The 16,136-nt window shown below is 65.5% G+C and carries 14 protein-coding genes; 6 read left to right on the forward strand and 8 right to left on the reverse strand.

Translation table 11 applies throughout. The features are described from left to right. Positions 1–11: 11 nt before the first annotated feature. The 5 genes from glnP to G3N94_RS15845 are packed head-to-tail and all read left to right on the forward strand — an operon-like array spanning position 12 to position 4,478. Positions 12–719: a glutamine ABC transporter permease GlnP gene (gene glnP / locus G3N94_RS15825; RefSeq protein WP_346778701.1), complete on the forward strand. Its 708-nt coding sequence runs from the start codon at positions 12–14 to the stop codon at positions 717–719. Further along, positions 716–1,444, forward strand: coding sequence for a glutamine ABC transporter ATP-binding protein GlnQ (gene glnQ / locus G3N94_RS15830; protein ID WP_205793458.1), 729 nt, complete (start codon positions 716–718; stop codon positions 1,442–1,444). Before glnP ends, glnQ begins: the two co-directional genes overlap by 4 nt. Positions 1,445–1,464: 20 nt before the next feature. Further along, positions 1,465–2,514, forward strand: coding sequence for a C45 family peptidase (locus G3N94_RS15835; RefSeq protein ID WP_205793459.1), 1,050 nt, complete (start codon positions 1,465–1,467; stop codon positions 2,512–2,514). A 51-nt stretch (positions 2,515–2,565) separates the two neighbouring features. Next, a complete protein-coding gene (locus G3N94_RS15840) occupies positions 2,566–3,900 on the forward strand; it encodes an aspartate aminotransferase family protein (RefSeq protein WP_205793460.1) in 1,335 nt (444 codons plus the stop codon). Between the two features lie 23 nt (positions 3,901–3,923). Then, complete coding sequence (locus tag G3N94_RS15845; protein ID WP_205793462.1) at positions 3,924–4,478, forward strand: carboxymuconolactone decarboxylase family protein; 555 nt, start codon at positions 3,924–3,926, stop codon at positions 4,476–4,478. Between the two features lie 101 nt (positions 4,479–4,579). Here G3N94_RS15845 and G3N94_RS15850 read toward each other — a convergent pair whose 3' ends face one another. Further along, positions 4,580–5,578 carry a zinc-binding dehydrogenase gene (locus tag G3N94_RS15850; RefSeq protein WP_205793464.1) on the reverse strand — a complete coding sequence of 333 codons (999 nt, stop codon included), beginning with the start codon at positions 5,576–5,578 and terminating at the stop codon, positions 4,580–4,582. Positions 5,579–5,679: 101 nt separating this feature from the next. Here G3N94_RS15850 and G3N94_RS15855 point away from each other — a divergent pair, with 101 nt between their 5' ends. Further along, complete coding sequence (locus G3N94_RS15855) at positions 5,680–6,555, forward strand: LysR family transcriptional regulator (protein ID WP_205793465.1); 876 nt, start codon at positions 5,680–5,682, stop codon at positions 6,553–6,555. 103 nt (positions 6,556–6,658) lie between these two features. Here G3N94_RS15855 and ahpF read toward each other — a convergent pair whose 3' ends face one another. The 7 genes from ahpF to pgaB form a co-directional block, all read right to left on the reverse strand. After that, positions 6,659–8,251 carry an alkyl hydroperoxide reductase subunit F gene (ahpF, locus tag G3N94_RS15860; protein WP_205793466.1) on the reverse strand — a complete coding sequence of 531 codons (1,593 nt, stop codon included), beginning with the start codon at positions 8,249–8,251 and terminating at the stop codon, positions 6,659–6,661. A gap of 120 nt (positions 8,252–8,371) precedes the next feature. Next, positions 8,372–8,935, reverse strand: a complete 564-nt coding sequence (gene ahpC, locus G3N94_RS15865) for an alkyl hydroperoxide reductase subunit C (protein WP_059610848.1) — start codon at positions 8,933–8,935, stop codon at positions 8,372–8,374. A gap of 80 nt (positions 8,936–9,015) precedes the next feature. Further along, positions 9,016–10,362 carry a hypothetical protein gene (locus G3N94_RS15870; RefSeq protein ID WP_241021872.1) on the reverse strand — a complete coding sequence of 449 codons (1,347 nt, stop codon included), beginning with the start codon at positions 10,360–10,362 and terminating at the stop codon, positions 9,016–9,018. After that, positions 10,359–12,182: a glutamine--fructose-6-phosphate transaminase (isomerizing) gene (gene glmS / locus G3N94_RS15875; protein WP_205793467.1), complete on the reverse strand. Its 1,824-nt coding sequence runs from the start codon at positions 12,180–12,182 to the stop codon at positions 10,359–10,361. The genes G3N94_RS15870 and glmS overlap by 4 nt, the downstream gene beginning before the upstream one ends. 127 nt (positions 12,183–12,309) lie before the next feature. Then, positions 12,310–12,798, reverse strand: coding sequence for a Biofilm PGA synthesis auxiliary protein PgaD (locus tag G3N94_RS15880; protein WP_205793468.1), 489 nt, complete (start codon positions 12,796–12,798; stop codon positions 12,310–12,312). After that, positions 12,776–14,047, reverse strand: a complete 1,272-nt coding sequence (gene pgaC, locus G3N94_RS15885) for a poly-beta-1,6-N-acetyl-D-glucosamine synthase (RefSeq protein WP_205793469.1) — start codon at positions 14,045–14,047, stop codon at positions 12,776–12,778. The genes G3N94_RS15880 and pgaC overlap by 23 nt, the downstream gene beginning before the upstream one ends. Continuing rightward, positions 14,044–16,134, reverse strand: coding sequence for a poly-beta-1,6-N-acetyl-D-glucosamine N-deacetylase PgaB (gene pgaB / locus G3N94_RS15890; RefSeq protein ID WP_205793470.1), 2,091 nt, complete (start codon positions 16,132–16,134; stop codon positions 14,044–14,046). The genes pgaC and pgaB overlap by 4 nt, the downstream gene beginning before the upstream one ends. Positions 16,135–16,136 lie beyond the last annotated feature (2 nt).

Below are 16,136 nucleotides of genomic sequence, written 5' to 3' on the forward strand. Positions count from 1 at the left end.
GACGGTGCAGCGTGGCGCGGCCGGATGGTCGCGCCGGTCTTGAATCGAACGGGGAGCGGCAAGTGAATTTCGATTGGTCGGCAATCTGGGCAGCGTTGCCGGACCTGATGGACGGGGTCCGGCTGACGGTGTTCATCGCATTACTCGGGTTATTGGGCGGCTTCGTCGTGGGCATGATCGCAGGTATGTTCCGCGCGTACGGGCCAAAGGCAATGAACGTGCTCGCGCAGGTGTATATCGAGCTGATCCGCGGCACGCCGATCGTCGTGCAGGTGATGTTCCTGTATTTCGCGCTGCCGTTGCTCGCGCACATCCGCATCGACGGTTTGACGGCCGCGATCATCGCGATCACCGTGAATTCCGGCGCGTATCTCGCGGAAGTGGTGCGCGGCGCGCTGCTGTCGATTCCGAAGGGATTGACGGAAGCGGGGCTCGCGATGGGGCTGTCGATGCCGCGCGTGCTGCTGAAGGTGGTCGGGCCGCTTGCGTTCCGGCGGCTGATTCCGCCGCTCGGCAACCAGTGCATCGTGAGCCTGAAGGACACGTCGCTGTTCATCGTGATCGGCGTCGGCGAGCTGACGCGCAAGGGGCAGGAAATCATCGCGGGCAATTTCCAGGCGGTCGAGATCTGGACTGCGGTCGCAGCCATCTACCTGTTGCTGACGGGCACGATGACGCTGACGCTGCGCGTCGTCGAAAAGAGGATGAAGATTTTATGAGCATGATCGAATTCCAGAACGTGTCGAAGAGCTTCGGCCACCTGCCGGTGTTGAAGCATATCGACCTGAAGATCGACGCGGGCGAGGTCGTGGTCGTGATCGGTCCGTCGGGCTCGGGCAAGTCGACGATGCTGCGCTGTATCAATGCGCTCGAGAAGATCACGTCCGGCGAGCTGCTCGTCGACGGCCAGAGCGTGCGCGGCAACGCGTCGACGATCCGCAACATCCGGCTCGAGGCCGGCATGGTGTTCCAGCAGTTCAACCTGTTTCCGCAGATGACCGCGCTCGAGAACGTGATGTTCGGGCCAATCCAGGTGCGCGGCGCATCGCGCGCCGACGCGCGCGGCCAGGCGATGGCGCTGCTCGACAAGGTTGGCCTCGAATCGCGCGCGAATCATTACCCGTCCGAGCTGTCCGGCGGCCAGCAGCAGCGCGTCGCGATCGCGCGCGCGCTCGCAATCCGGCCCCGGCTGATGCTGTTCGACGAGCCGACCTCCGCGCTCGATCCGGAACTACGCCACGAAGTGCTGAAAGTGATGCAGGATCTCGCGACAGAAGGGATGACGATGATCGTCGTCACGCACGAGATCGGCTTCGCGAAGCGGGTCGGCACGCGCCTGCTGTTCATGGATCAGGGCGGCATTGCCGAGGACGGCCATCCGGCCGACCTGATCGACAATCCGCCGACGCCGCGTCTGAAGGAATTCCTGAAACACGTGTCCTGAGCACGACCCTGACATTCGACATGCAGCTTTCACTTTCTCCCGTCATCGCCGGCGCGCCGTTCGACATCGGCGTGCGCCTCGGCGAACTCGCGCGGCCGGTGTTCGACGCGTATATGCTGCAGAGCAGCGCATGGCAGGCGGTGAGCCGCTGGCGCGGCCATCCGTTCGTGCATGCGCTGCGGCAGGCGGCGCTGGCCGCGTATCCCGATCTCGTCGCGGAACTCGACGGGATGGCGGCCGGCCTCGGCTGGCCCGCGGAAGACGTCTTTCTGTGGAATTGCCGCGGCGAACTGATCCACAACGCGCCGGACGGCTGCACGACGCTCGCCGCGCGCGGCGCGGACGGCACGCGCTGGATCGCGCACAACGAGGACGGCGACCCGTTCCTGCGCGAGCGCTGCCTGCTCGTCGACGTGCGGCCGGCGGCCAAGCCCGGTTTCGTCAGCTTCTATTACCCGGGGTCGCTGCCGGGCCACACGTTCGCCGCGAATCGTGCGGGCATCGCGCAGGCGATCAACAACATCCGCATCAAGACGCCGGCCGCCGGCGTGCCGCGGATGATCCTCGCGCGCGCGGTGCTTGACGCGACGTCGCTCGACGCGGCGGCGGACGTACTGCGCACGCATGCGCGGGCGAGCGGCTTTCACCACACGCTCGGCGCGACTGGCGACGCACGGCTGCTGAGCATCGAGGCGAGCGTCGCGCGCTGTTCGGTTGTCGACGTCGCGCGGCTGTCGGGCCATGCGAACCATCTGGTGCATCCGGGGTGCGAGCGGGAAGCGCAGATCGTCACGCAATCGTCGGCGGATCGTCAGCGTCGCGTCGATCTGCTGCTGTCTGACATCGGGCCGATCGATGAAGCCGCGCTCTTGCGCGTGCTCGGTGATCGCGCGCCCGAAGGCCTGCCGATCTACCGTGACGATCCGGCCGATCCCGACGACGAGAACACGCTCGCGACCGCGGTGTTCGCGATCCGCGCGTCGGGCATCGAGATGACGATCCACCAACACGGCACGCGGCGTTTCGCGACGCAGATCGTGCCGGACCGGCGCGCGCCAGACGCGTCCTGAACCTCCTGATCCTCCTGATCCTCCTGATCCTCCTGATCCATTAGGCAACGTATGACTACAGTCTTCCATCGCGCGCCGCGCGCGACCCTCCCGGTCGCCGTCGCAGGCGACGGCATCGAGATCATCGACTCTACGGCCAAGCGCTATATCGATGCATGCGGCGGCGCGGCCGTGTCGTGCCTCGGGCACAGCAACCAGCGCGTGATCGACGCGATCAAGCGCCAGGCGCAGCAGCTGCCGTACGCGCACACGTCGTTCTTCACGACCGAAGTGGCCGAGGAACTGGCCGACCGGCTCGTCGACGCGGCGCCGGCGGGGCTCGAGCACGTCTATTTCGTGTCGGGTGGCTCCGAGGCGATCGAGGCGGCGCTCAAGCTCGCGCGCCAGTATTTCGTCGAGAAAGGCGAGCCGCAGCGGCGTCACTTTATTGCGCGCCGCCAGAGCTACCACGGCAATACGCTCGGCGCACTCGCGATCGGCGGCAACGCGTGGCGGCGCGAGCCGTTCCTGCCGATCCTGATCGACGCGTATCACGTGAGCCCGTGCTACGCGTATCGCGAGCAGCGCGCGGATGAAACCGAAGAGGCGTTCGCACAGCGTCTCGCGGACGAACTCGAACAGACGATCGTCGAACTCGGCGCGGACAGCGTTGCCGCATTCGTCGCGGAGACGGTGGTCGGCGCGACGGCCGGCGCGGTGCCGCCGGTGCGCACGTATCTGAAGAAGATTCGCGCGGTGTGCGACAAGTACGGCGTGTTGCTGATCCTCGACGAAATCATGTCTGGGATGGGGCGCACGGGCTACCTGTATGCATGCGAAGAAGACGGCGTCGCGCCGGACCTGCTGACGATCGCGAAGGGGCTCGGCGCCGGCTATCAGCCTATCGGCGCGACGCTCGTCAGCGACCGGATTTATCAGGCGATCGTCGGCGGCTCCGGTTTCTTCCAGCATGGTCACACGTATATCGGTCATGCGACCGCATGTGCTGCTGCGCTTGAAGTGCAGCGCGTGATCGCGGAGGAAAAGTTGCTCGACAACGTGCTGGCGCGCGGCGAGCAACTGCGCGGCTTGTTGCGCGAGCGTTATGCCGATCATTCCTGCGTCGGCGACGTGCGCGGGCGCGGGCTATTCGTCGGCGTCGAATTCGTGCGCGACCGTGACAGCAAGGCGCCTTTCGATCCGGCACTGAAGCTGAACGCCGTGATCAAGCGCGAAGCGATGCAGCGCGGTTTGATGGTGTATCCGATGGGCGGTACGATCGATGGACGCCAGGGCGACCACGTGCTGCTCGCGCCGCCGTTCATCTGCACCGCGCAGCAGATCGACACGATCGTCGATCGGCTGGCGGGCGCGATCGACGCGGCGCTGGCGGCGGTCGGTGGATGACGGAACCCGAGAACGGACAACCCATGACCTCAAGACTTCCCGCATTCGACCCCGCAACGGCGACCGACGCGCAGAAGGCCGTGCTGGACGAGATTCTCGGCGGCCCGCGCGGCAACCTGAACGGGCCGTTCCTCGGCTGGATCGCGAGCCCCGAGCTCGCGCAGCACGCGCAGCGGCTCGGCGCGCTCTGCCGCTATCGCACGGGCTTGCCGCTGCGCCTGTCGGAGCTCGCAATTCTTGTGACGGCTGCGCGCTGGCGCTCGCAGGCGGAGTGGCATATTCATCATCCGATTGCGCTCGACGCGGGCGTGCCGGCCGCGACCGCCGAGGCGATTCGGGATGGCGTCGAACCGGTTTTTGAATCGGACGACGATGCGCTGATCTACGCGTTTGCAAGCGAGTTGTACGATACGCGCCGGGTGGGTGACGCGACCTTTGCTCGCACGGAAGAACGCTTCGGGCATGAAGTCGTCGTCAACCTGGTCGCGTTGCTCGGTTATTACGCGCTCGTCGCGATGACGCTCAATACGTTCGACATGCGTGCGCAAGGGCAGACGGAACTGCCGTTTGCGGAATAACGCGCGTGCCGGTGCGTGATCAAATGCTTCATTGTGGTTTCTCCTTGAGCCGCTGTTGCGGCATTCCAGTGTCCGGTGCCAATCAACTTCGACTTCGCCGGTCACGCCCGCTGCCGGGCGCCCAGCTCGACGACGATCTTGCCTCCCGCAGCGCCTTCATCCAGCAGACGATGCGCCGCTTGAATCTCGTCGAACGCAAACACGCGCGCGGGCTTCGCGCGGAGTGTCCCGGCTTCGACAAGCTCGACGATCTGTTGAAACGGAATGTCCGTCAGCGGATACTCCGGTGTGCCGTACACGAACGCACTGCCGAAAAAACTCAGATGCCGGCCGCTCGGCAGATGCGCGAGCGGATCGAAATGCTCGATGGATTCGTGGCCACCGAGAAACCCGGCCACGCAGACGCGTCCACCTCGTCGAACCAGTCGAAGGGACTCCAGCATCGTGCGCGTACCGACCAGGTCGAGCACGGCGTCGAAACCACCGGGCGCAATACGCGCGCACGCGGTCGCCGTCTCGCCGCCGTCGACGATCACTTGATCGGCGCCGTTCTCTCGCGCGACGGACGCGCGCCCGGCATCGCGTACCGTGACGATGGTCCGGGCCCGCGCGTGCCGGGCCAGGTTGACTGCAGCCTGTCCCAACGACGACGTCGCTCCACGAATCAGCAGCGTATCGCCGCGTCGTAGCGAAAGATTGTCGAACAGGCAGCTCCACGCAGTCGCATAGGACGCCGGTATCGCCGCCAGCTCGCTCCACCCGAGCGTGCTGCGGATCGGCGATACGTTCGCGGCCGGCACCGCGACCCGTTCGGCATAGCTGCCGCTACGCGTGCGCCCCAATCCGCCCATCAACGCGAACACGCGCTGCCCCGGCAACAACGCGCCACCCGGATCGTGCACGACCTCACCGGCGCATTCGATGCCGGAGATCGCCGCCACATCCCCCCACAGGCCGAGCCGGAAATACTGTTCCGCGCGATTGAGGCCGAATGCCCTCACGCGCACCAGCACTTCGCCGGACCCCGCTTCCGGATCGGGCACCTCGCAAATGCGAAGCTGGTCCGGTCCGCCGTATTGTTGCCGCACGACTGCTTTCAATTTCGACTCCTCGATGTTGCCGACAGCAGTCACCAGCATAGGGAGAACGGCGCTTGGGTAAAATTACAGAATTGATCAAATCATTGTAGAGAGGTCGAACAATGAAATTCTCTCTCCACGAACTCGCTTGCCTCGACGCCGTCATCGACGAAGGCAGCTTCCAGGCTGCGGCCGACAAACTGAATCGCACGCATCCGTCCGTCTACACGGCCGTCAAGAACCTTGAGCAGCGGCTCGGCGTGGTGCTGCTCGACCGCAGCCAATACCGTGTCGGCCTGACACCTGCCGGCGAGGCATTCCGGCGCCAGGCCGCGGTGGTGCTGAAACAGGCGGCGGTGCTGGAGACCTTGAGCAGCCAGTTGAGTGCGGGCGAGGAGACGGATCTGCGCGTGGTGGTCGGCGATCTCACGCCGACGGACGATGCGCTACGTTTGCTGAAGCGCTTCTTCAACGCGCGGCAGCATACGCGGCTGCACCTTCACTTCGAGGTGATCGGCGGCCCTTGGGAAAGACTGCTGGCGGAGGAGGCCGACCTCATCATTCACCATGTCGACAAGAGCGACACACGTTTCGAATGGATCGACATCGGCCAGGTGACGCTGGTGCCGGTGGCCGCGCCCGGTTTCCTGGGCTTTCCGGTCACAAGAGCGTTGACGGTGGAGCAGATGCGCGAGTACGTCCAGGTGATCATCCGCGATTCGGCGCGGCAACCGGGACGCGACTACTTTGTCATCAAGGATGCGCCGAACTGGACCGTGGCCGACCAGCACACGAAAAAAGCGCTGCTCGTGCAAGGCATGGGCTGGGGGCATATGCCACTGCACCTGATCGACAAGGAGCTGCGCAGCGGCAAGCTTGTGTCGCTCGAAGGCCGCCATTTCAAGCGCTCGAAGCTCGACATCGTCGCGGCCAGGCTGCGCGGCCGCCCCGTCGGCCCGGTTGCGTCCGCACTGTGGAAGTACCTGGCGGCGGCGTGAGCGGTGCGGGAACCCGGCGCCTTGATCGAATTCCTGTCGCGCATCAACAAAAAGGACCCCGCTCGCCAACAACGGCGTGCGGGGCCAAGAGAGACACCTTGTGTTATGCAGCGACGGCTTCGGCTTCCGGCTTCGCCTCTACCGGCGCGACATCCTGCCGGATCAGGTGATCGAACGCGCCCAACGAAGCCTTCGCACCTTCACCAACTGCGATCACGATCTGCTTGAACGGCACCGTCGTCACGTCGCCGGCCGCGAACACGCCGGGCACCGACGTCGTGCCGCGCGCGTCGACGACGATCTCGCCGTGCTTCGACAATTCGACCGTCCCCTTCAGCCACTCGGTGTTCGGCACGAGCCCGATCTGCACGAACACACCTTCGAGTTCGATACGCTTCACCTCGCCCGTTTGCCGGTCCTTGTAGACGAGGCCGTTCAGCTTGCTGCCGTCGCCGGTCAGCTCGGTCGTCTGCGCCTGCGTGACTATGGTCACGTTCGGCAGGCTGCGCAGCTTGCGCTGCAGCACCTCGTCCGCGCGCAGTTGTGCGCCGAATTCGATCAGCGTGACCTCGCGGACGATGCCCGCCAGATCGATCGCCGCTTCGACGCCCGAGTTGCCGCCACCGACCACCGCGACGCGCTTGCCCTTGAACAGCGGGCCATCGCAGTGCGGGCAGTACGCGACGCCGCGGTTGCGGTATTCGCGCTCGCCCGGCACGTTGATCTCGCGCCAGCGTGCGCCGGTCGCGATCACGATCGTCTTCGCGTTGAGCACCGCGCCGCTGGCGAGACGGATCTGGTGTACGTCGCCGGGGATCAGCGCGTCGGCGCGCTGCACGTCCATGATGTCGACGTCGTACTGCTTCACGTGCTGCTCGAGCGCGGTCGCGAACTTCGGCCCTTCGGTTTCCTGCACCGACACGAAGTTCTCGATCGCCATCGTGTCGAGCACCTGCCCGCCGAAGCGCTCGGCAACCACGCCGGTCGCAATGCCCTTGCGCGCCGAGTAGATCGCGGCCGCTGCGCCGGCCGGGCCGCCGCCGACGATCAGCGTGTCGAATACGGGCTTGTTCGCGAGCGCCTTCGCCGCCCGTGCGCTCGCGCCGGTGTCGAGCTTCGCGAGGATCTCCTTCACGCTGCTGCGGCCCTGGCCGAACGTTTCGCCGTTCAGGAACATCGTCGGTACCGCCATGATCTGGCGGGCTTCGACTTCATCCGGGAACAGCGCGCCGTCGATCGCGACGTGGCGGATGCGCGGGTTGATCAGCGCCATCACGTTCAGCGCCTGCACGACTTCCGGGCAGTTCTGGCACGACAGCGAGAAGTACGTCTCGAACGCGTAGTCGCCGTCGAGTGCGCGGATCTGCTCGATCACCGCGTCGTCGAGCTTGACCGGATGGCCGCCCGTCTGCAGCAGCGCGAGCACGAGCGACGTGAATTCATGCCCCATCGGAATCCCCGCGAAGCGGATGCCCGCGGCCTTGCCCGGTTCGCCGATCGAGAATGACGGCTTGCGCTCGGCATCGTCGCGGCGCACGGTCACAGTCACGCGCGGCGTCAGCGACGCAATCTCGTTCAGCAGCGCGAGCAGTTCCTGCGACTTCGCGCCGTCGTCAACGGAAGCGACGAGTTCGATCGGGCGCGTGATCTTTTCAAGGTACGCTTTGAGTTGGTTCTTGAGATTGGCGTCGAGCATGGCGATTCGGATTCCGTATCAATGGTGGTCGGGCAGGTCATGCCGAAAGAGGAGGGGCGGGCCGCATGGGTGCGGCGGCCCGCCGTCGCGCGCCTGTTGCGGCGCGCGTTGGTCTGGTCGTCAGATCTTGCCGATCAGGTCGAGCGACGGCGTCAGCGTCTCGGCGCCCGGGGTCCACTTGGCCGGGCACACTTCACCCGGGTGCGCGGCGATGTATTGCGCGGCCTGCACCTTGCGCAGCAGTTCGCCTGCGTCGCGGCCGATGCCGTTGTCGTGGATCTCGCACAGCTTGATCTCGCCTTCCGGGTTGATCACGAACGTGCCGCGCAGCGCCATCCCTTCTTCCTCGATCAGCACGTCGAAGTTGCGCGACAGCGTGAGCGTCGGGTCGCCGATCATCGGATACTTGATCTTGCCGATCGTGTCCGACGTGTCGTGCCAGGCCTTGTGCGTGAAGTGCGTGTCGGTCGACACCGCGTAGATTTCGACACCCAGCTTCTGGAATTCCGCGTAGCGGTCGGCGAGGTCGCCCAGCTCGGTCGGGCAGACGAACGTGAAGTCCGCCGGGTAGAACACGACGACGGACCACTTGCCCTTCAGGTTCTCGTCGGAGACGGGCACGAAATCGCCGTTGTGGTATGCGGTTGCCTTGAACGGTTTGATTTGGGTGTTGATGATCGGCATGTTCTGCTTCCCTTTGCGTCGGTGATGAATGAGGAAGCGTCAGTATCCGGGTTCACCCTTGGCTTGTGAAATTGCTTGTTTCAATCCGGGGCATCGGGAATTTCTATGCAGGCTTCGTCCGACGCGGCGAGCCCCGTTTCCCGACCCTGCTCAAAGTCGGCTTCCCGAGCGCCCGACGGCGTCAGCGACACGAAGTGCATCGTCGTGCCGTTCGCCGGGAAGCCCGCGATACCGGTCGTGCCCCACGGAATCGGCGAGCGCTGGGCGCCGCGCACGGTGATTCGCTCGGGCGCAAGCGCCAGCGTCAGAAGCCGGCCGTCGTGCGTCGGCACATAGGCGCTGGCACCGGCGACGCCGATGCCGGATTCGCGCACCGTCGCCGGCAGGCAATCGAGCGTCGCCGTGCGGCGGCCGTCCTGGTCGATCAGCATCGCGGCGCCGCGGCCATTCGCCGCCGTGGCGACGACCACGAAGCGGTCGATCGCGGGCACGTACGCCGCGGAGTACACGTAGTACTGAATCGCGTCATTCAACGCGCCGAGCTTCTCCAGCTTCGCCGTCATGGGATCGAACATCGCGTATTCGAGCGTCGCGTCGGTGCTGCCCTCGATGTACTTCTGCCACACCAGCAACGCATTGCGCGGGGAACCCGCAATCACGGGCCACCATTCGCGGCTGTGCGGCGCGACCGCCACGTGGTTCAGCACGCGCCCGGCGGCATCGTACGTCTTCAGGTACACACCACCGCCCGTCCCCAGATTGTCGACGCCGCCGCCGTCGACCCAGTCAGCCGAATAGAACACGACGAAGCGCTCGCGGACTGTCGCGACATGGCCCGAGTGTCCGCCCGACTCGACGTCGTTCGGGTAGGGCTTGACCGGTTTCAGGTTGCGGCGATAGACGCCGTACCGCTGGCTGACTTCCTGCGGCGCGTTCCAGCCGTCCTCGAACGTGACGAAGATGTCGCCGCGATCGTTCTGCGCGATCGACACCGGCTCCTGCGCTTCGGGCCGGCTGATGAACGTGCGGACATGCGTCATGTGCGCGCTGCCGGGCGACCATTCGCCGACGTAGACGTCATGCGGCCAGTTGCCGTTGGCCAGCGCGCCGCGCGGCACGATGCCCGAGCTGCTGAAGAAGATCCAGCGCTTGCCGTTGCCGGCGTCGGCCACGCCGATGCCGTGCATGAAGCGCCGCGGGTCGCCGGTTTCGAGCTGCTGCGCGGAGGGGCGGGGCGCGGCTTTGTGCGGGACCGCCGCGCCCGCGAGCGCGGCCTGCGACGCGACGCTCGACCCAACAACGGCGAGACAGCCGGCGACGTAGGCCGCAATGCAGCCCGCGCTGCAGGCCACCGACACGGCGGCCCGGACCGCTTTCCATCCTGCCGCGACCGATCCACCCATGCGCCGCATCGGCAGCAGCGTCATTCGACGGTCACCGATTTCGCGAGGTTGCGCGGCTTGTCGACGTCCGCGCCGCGCGCGCAGCCAACGTGATACGCGAGCAGCTGCAATGGCACCACGTGCATGATCGGCGCGAGCGCATCGCCCGGTTCGCGCAGGCGGATCACGCGCGTGTCGTCATCGGCGTCGATCTCGAGATGGCTGCCCGCGAGCACGTAGAGCCGCCCGCCGCGTGCACGCACTTCGGCCATGTTCGACTTCAGCTTCTGGAACAGGCGATCGTCCGGCGCGATCGTGACGACGGGCATCGCGCTCGTCACCAGCGCGAGCGGGCCATGCTTCAGCTCGCCCGCCGGGTAGCCTTCGGCGTGGATGTACGACACTTCCTTCAGCTTCAGCGCGCCTTCCATCGCGATCGGGAAATGGATGCCGCGCCCGAGGAACAGCGCATTGTCCATCTGCGTGAAATCGTCCGCCCAGCCCATGATCTGGGTCTCCAGCGCCAGCGCGTTGCCGATCCGCGCCGGCAGCGCGCGCAGCTGCTGCAGGTAGGTCGCGGCGCGCGCGGCGTCGAGCCTGCCGCGCAGCTGCGCGAGCATGACCGTCAGCAGGAACAGCGCGACCAGTTGCGTCGTGAATGCCTTGGTCGACGCGACCCCCAGCTCGATGCCTGCCTGGGTCAGGAAACGCAGCTGCGCGTTGCGCGCGATCGTGCTCGTCGGCACGTTGCAGATCGCCATCGACACGTCCTGGCCCAAACTGCGCGCGTGCTCGATCGCGCCGATCGTATCGGCGGTTTCGCCCGATTGCGAGATGCCGACGACGAGCGTGCGCGGATCGGCCACGGAATCCCGGTACCGGTACTCGCTCGCGATCTCGACCTGGGCCGGCAAGCCGGCGATGCTCTCGAGCCAGTATTTCGCGGTGAGCCCCGCGTAATAGCTGGTGCCGCAGCCGAGCAGCAGCACGCTTCTCACGCGCGACAGCAGCGCCTGCGCGTCGCCGGGCGGGCCGAACAGCGCGGGCGAGATCGTGTCGATGCCAGCGAGCGTGTTGGCGATCGCCGTCGGCTGTTCGAAGATCTCCTTCTGCATGAAGTGCTGGTACGGGCCGAGGCCGGCATCGCTGTCGCGCGCCTTGACCTCGCACAGCGGCCGTTTCGCGTCGTGCCCGAGCGCGTCGACGATCCGGATGCGTTCGGGCGTAATCAACGCGACGTCGCCGTCCTCGAGGTAGATGAAATGGTCGGTCAGGTCGCCGAGCGCCGCGCAGTCGGACGCGAGGTAGTTCTGGTGCGCGCCGATGCCGATCACGAGCGGCGAGCCGGCGCGCGCGGCGACGAGGCGCTGCGGCTCGTGCGCGCTCAGCGCCGCGATCGCATACGCGCCGCGCAGGCGCTTGACCGCGCGGACGACCGCGTCGAACAGGTCGTCGCGATATTCGCCGTGAATCAGATGCGCGATCACCTCCGTGTCGGTCTCGCCGCGAAACGCATAGCCGCGCCGCTGCAGTTCCGCCTTGAGCGCTTCGTGGTTTTCGATGATGCCGTTGTGGACGACCGCGATCGTGTCGCCCGACATGATCGGATGCGCGTTCGTTTCGGACGGCGCACCGTGGGTGGCCCAGCGCGTATGAGCGATGCAGGTTCCCGCTTCGAGACCGAGCGTCCTCACCCGTTGCCGCAGGTCCGTCACGCGGCTCAACGTGCGCTCGCTGCGAATGCGCCCGCCGCTTTGCAGCGCGATCCCGCACGAGTCGTAGCCGCGATACTCGAGCCGGCTCAGCGCGTTGACCAGTTGCGGCACCTGGTTGTTCCGGCCACTTGCTCCGACGATCCCGCACATATGTCACCTCGTCCAGAAGAAGTTATCGACGCAATTGCCGCGCGTGCGACGCGTGGAACGGGTGGCCGCGTCCGGCACCATGCCGGGTCAGCGTGCGGCCGCTGCCGTCGCGCCGCGCTCGGGCAGCCTATTTGCGGGTCTGCTGCGCAGCGTGGGTCGTCCATTCGATCCCGGAAATCAACCCGTTCGCGTCATGCGATGCGATCAGGATCCGCGACGCCTGTTTCCCGGCCGGCCGGCGCGCGTGCATCATCGCAGCCGCCGGTCCCGACCTCGCCTTGAGGCTCGCCGAACGCCGCAGCATCTTCGACACGCGCAGCCGGTACGCAAACGGATGGACGACGCGCCCCGCGATCAGCCACGTGAACAGCACGCCAGCCATCACCGAGATGCACGTCACGTAGAAGATCAGCTGCTCGATCGGCATTTCGGCCTCGTTGAACGGCAGCAGGTAGCGGTACGTATAGATGCAGATCGACGCCCAGACCGCACCGACGACGGAGGGCCGCACGAGGCGGAACCACACGATCTGCATCGCGCCGACGATCACGCCGCGATCGGCAATCATCTGGCGCGCGGAGCGGAGAGAGAGGTCAATAATCGGCGCGTTCTTCATGTTGAATTCCTCGGTCGGGACTGATCCATACGGCGCGTTTGCCACGGCCGCGCAGCGCGACGGCGGGCACCGCGACAACGGTGGTGACCATGCTGATCAACCAGAAGGCAACCGGATACCAGACGGTGTCCAGGAAGTACATCAGGAGCTTTTCGTCGTAGCGCCGATCGATCATGCAGCCGACGATCAGTTGCAGCACGCAGGTTGCGACCAGCAGCATCCCGTGCCAGTGCGGGACGACCGATACGTGCCAGTCCAGCGGCAGCGGATGGAAGAGGCCGACGAGCGCCAGCAGCAGGATGAACGACATCGAATACGCCCATGCGATGCCGATCAGATACTCCGCAAAGAGCGGCCACATCATCATCTGCGAAGGTCTGGAGAGCGTGCTCGCATACTTGATCAGCACCTGGATGCCGCCCTTCGACCAGCGCAGCCGCTGGCGGTACAGCCCCTTCAGCGTCTCCGGCATCAGGATCCAGCTGAGCGCGTGCGGTTCGTACACGACACGCCAGTCGCGGCACTGCAGCTTCCAGCTGATGTCGATGTCCTCGGTCAGCATGTCCGAGCTCCAGAAGCCGACGTCGGCGAGCGCGGTCTTGCGGAACATCGTGATCACGCCGGAGACCGTGAAGATGCGGCCGTATATCTGCTGCGTGCGCTTGATCAGCCCGACGATCGACGAGAACTCGCCGACCTGCATGCGGCCGAGCAGCGACGTGCGCGTACGGATGCGCGGGTTGCCGGTCACTGCGCCGACGCCGGGGTCGGTGATGAAGTGCTCGAGCATCCATTCGATCGCATCGTGCGCGAGCAGCGAGTCGCCGTCGATGCAGAGCAGGTACTCCGAGCTCGACACGGCCGCGGCGGTCGTGAGGCCCACCGCCTTGCCCTCGTTGTGCGCGTGATGGATCACGAGGAGCCGCGGGATCGACGCGGCCAGCTCGTTGAGGATCTCGCCCGTGCGGTCCTTGCTGCCGTCGTTGACCGCGATGATGTCGTAGTTCGGATAGTGCATGCCGTTCAGGTGCCCGATCACGCTGCGCGCGTTCGCTTCCTCGTTGAAGCAGGGCACGACGATCGATACCTTCGGCATCCCGCTCGACGCGAGCGTCTTTCTCGACAGCTCGCGCCCGTCCTCGAGCAGGAAGAAATGCACGACGCCGCCTATCATCCACAGATACGACATGAAGAACGGATAGTAGAAGACGAAATCCTGCAGGCGATGAATGATGGAGTGGGTTGTCATTGTGCCGAAGTCCCCTTGGGGTGCTGCATGTGCATCAGCGCGTTGATCGAGGTCGGGTCGAGCCGGGACTTCAGCGACATCACGTCGCGCATCGTCACGAGCGTCGGCTTGTTGTTCAGGAAGTTGTCGGGGTAGTAGCCGAAGTTCAGCGCGCCGCGGTCCCGCAGGTGGTGCATCTGCGCGAGCAGCGTGCTCGCGGGAATGTCCGCGCGGGCGTGCCAGTCATAGGCCTGCAACTCGAACACGGTTTTCGCGAAGCCGCGCTGCTTCTTCGCAACGACGTCGATGAGCTGGTCGAGCCAGCGATCCGGATTCGACGCCTGCTCCATGTACGGCATCGCCATCAACGCGACGAAGTCGTACGTGTTGAGGAAATCGTCGTAGTTCTGCGCATACCACGCCTCGGACTCGGGGTTCAGCACCGGCTGCGCGAAGATATTGCGCGCGGTCAGCACATCGCCCGCGTTCTGATTCGCGAGCACGATCTGCTCGAGCTGCCGCGTCAGGTTCAGCAGATAGCGCGTCTTTTCCCGAGTCCAGCGATTCATCAGATCGGGCTTCGCGCGAATCTGCCCGATGTCGCGCGGCAGCCCCCATTGAGCATAGGTTTGCAGCGCATGCGTGCCCGCATCCTCGTAGTCGTCGAGCACGGCGTCGTCGCTGAAGAGGATGCCGGTGAACGACGCAAATTTGCTGAGATCCTCGTAGATCTGCTCGATCATCAGCCGCGCGTTCGGATCGAACGGGCTCAGGCGGAAGCCGCGCGTGCCGTGCTCGCGCGCCGGCGCGCCGCCGTATGCGCTGACCGCTGCGAGGCCGTGCAGCTTGTCCGCAGGCGGACGGAACGCGAGCACCGGCAGCCACGCATAGACCTCGACGTTGGAGCGGGTACTGAGCTGCCAGGCCGCGCGCGAGAACAGATCGGCGCGCATCGGCAGGTGCCGGTTCGGAAAATAGACGGACTCCGCGACCCCAGTGCCCTTCGGATCGGCGAATGCCTGCAGGTAGACCGATTTCGGCTGCATCTCGTAGATGCGCTGGACGAGCGCGCCGAGATTCTTTTCCTGCTGCGCAGGGTTCGGGTCGTAGACCTGGTCGAGATCGACCTGCACCACGCGTTCGACGACGTCGACGGCGCCCCGGTTGGTCGCCGGCTCGCGCATCGAACGCTCGAACACGCCGATATCGACGTCATACATCATCAGGATGCGCCGCAGCCGGTCGAGCGGCACGTCCGGCGTATTCGGCCCGGCATCGAGACTGAACTGGATGTCCATGCCGAGCGATGTCGAGATCTTGCGCACCGGCTGGTTTTCCGCACCATACGGCCAGACCATCGAGCGTGCGACGAGGCCCGTGCGTTCGTGAATCTGCCGGATGCAGGTCTGCAGATCGTTGCGCACCCGGGCGTCGAATTCCATGTCGGTTTCATAGCGCTTTTCGTCCTCCAGATAGAGGTGCGACGTGGTTGCGGGCAACTGGTTGCCTTGCGGATTGGCCGTTGCGCCATGGTGCAGATTGTGCGTATGGCACGCGAGCTCGACGAGGTCGGACGAACCGAGCTGCCGGACTTCGTCCCAGGACATGAAGTAATCGCGCGGCACCTCGAGCTTGTCGCTGATGCGGATCGGCGTATCCAGCGGCGTGTCGATCCACGCGGTGACGAGGCCCATCACCGCCGGATATCGGAAGCGCTTCAGCAGCGGCAGCACTTTCGTATAGTGGCTGCGGAAGCCGTCGTCGAACGTGAGCAGCACGGCACGCGCCGGCAGCGGCTTGCCGCCGTGCCGGGATGCCTCGATCTGCCTGACGGTGACGGGATGATAGTTGTTGGTGTCGAGCCACGAAAAGATCGCGGTCAGCGTGCCGGTGTCGATCGCGTAGGGATCGATCATCGTCGACGTGGCGAACGTCGACAGCAGGTTGTCGCGCACGTCGTGCATGCAGATCACGCGAAACGTCTTGCCGTCGACCGGATCCGATGGCGGCAGCAGATCGATCATGCTTGCCCCGGTCACCCCCGGGAACAGCGAACATGCGGCAAAGGTACCGAAGCATCCACACATGAAAGTCCGTCTGGATTGCATGA

This window comes from Burkholderia sp. Ac-20353 (assembly GCF_017104785.1).
Lineage (GTDB): Bacteria > Pseudomonadota > Gammaproteobacteria > Burkholderiales > Burkholderiaceae > Burkholderia.

What these genes read in the sequence shown, in the direction of transcription:
- G3N94_RS15870 (WP_241021872.1), bottom strand. Translation starts at nt 10,362, where the DNA reads ATGACGCTGCTGCCGATGCGGCGCATGGGTGGATCGGTCGCGGCAGGA.
- G3N94_RS15845 (WP_205793462.1), top strand. Translation starts at nt 3,924, where the DNA reads ATGACCTCAAGACTTCCCGCATTCGACCCCGCAACGGCGACCGACGCG.
- G3N94_RS15835 (WP_205793459.1), top strand. Translation starts at nt 1,465, where the DNA reads ATGCAGCTTTCACTTTCTCCCGTCATCGCCGGCGCGCCGTTCGACATC.
- ahpF (WP_205793466.1), bottom strand. Translation starts at nt 8,251, where the DNA reads ATGCTCGACGCCAATCTCAAGAACCAACTCAAAGCGTACCTTGAAAAG.
- pgaB (WP_205793470.1), bottom strand. Translation starts at nt 16,134, where the DNA reads ATGCAATCCAGACGGACTTTCATGTGTGGATGCTTCGGTACCTTTGCC.
- G3N94_RS15855 (WP_205793465.1), top strand. Translation starts at nt 5,680, where the DNA reads ATGAAATTCTCTCTCCACGAACTCGCTTGCCTCGACGCCGTCATCGAC.
- pgaC (WP_205793469.1), bottom strand. Translation starts at nt 14,047, where the DNA reads ATGACAACCCACTCCATCATTCATCGCCTGCAGGATTTCGTCTTCTAC.
- glnQ (WP_205793458.1), top strand. Translation starts at nt 716, where the DNA reads ATGAGCATGATCGAATTCCAGAACGTGTCGAAGAGCTTCGGCCACCTG.
- G3N94_RS15880 (WP_205793468.1), bottom strand. Translation starts at nt 12,798, where the DNA reads ATGAAGAACGCGCCGATTATTGACCTCTCTCTCCGCTCCGCGCGCCAG.
- G3N94_RS15840 (WP_205793460.1), top strand. Translation starts at nt 2,566, where the DNA reads ATGACTACAGTCTTCCATCGCGCGCCGCGCGCGACCCTCCCGGTCGCC.
- ahpC (WP_059610848.1), bottom strand. Translation starts at nt 8,935, where the DNA reads ATGCCGATCATCAACACCCAAATCAAACCGTTCAAGGCAACCGCATAC.
- glmS (WP_205793467.1), bottom strand. Translation starts at nt 12,182, where the DNA reads ATGTGCGGGATCGTCGGAGCAAGTGGCCGGAACAACCAGGTGCCGCAA.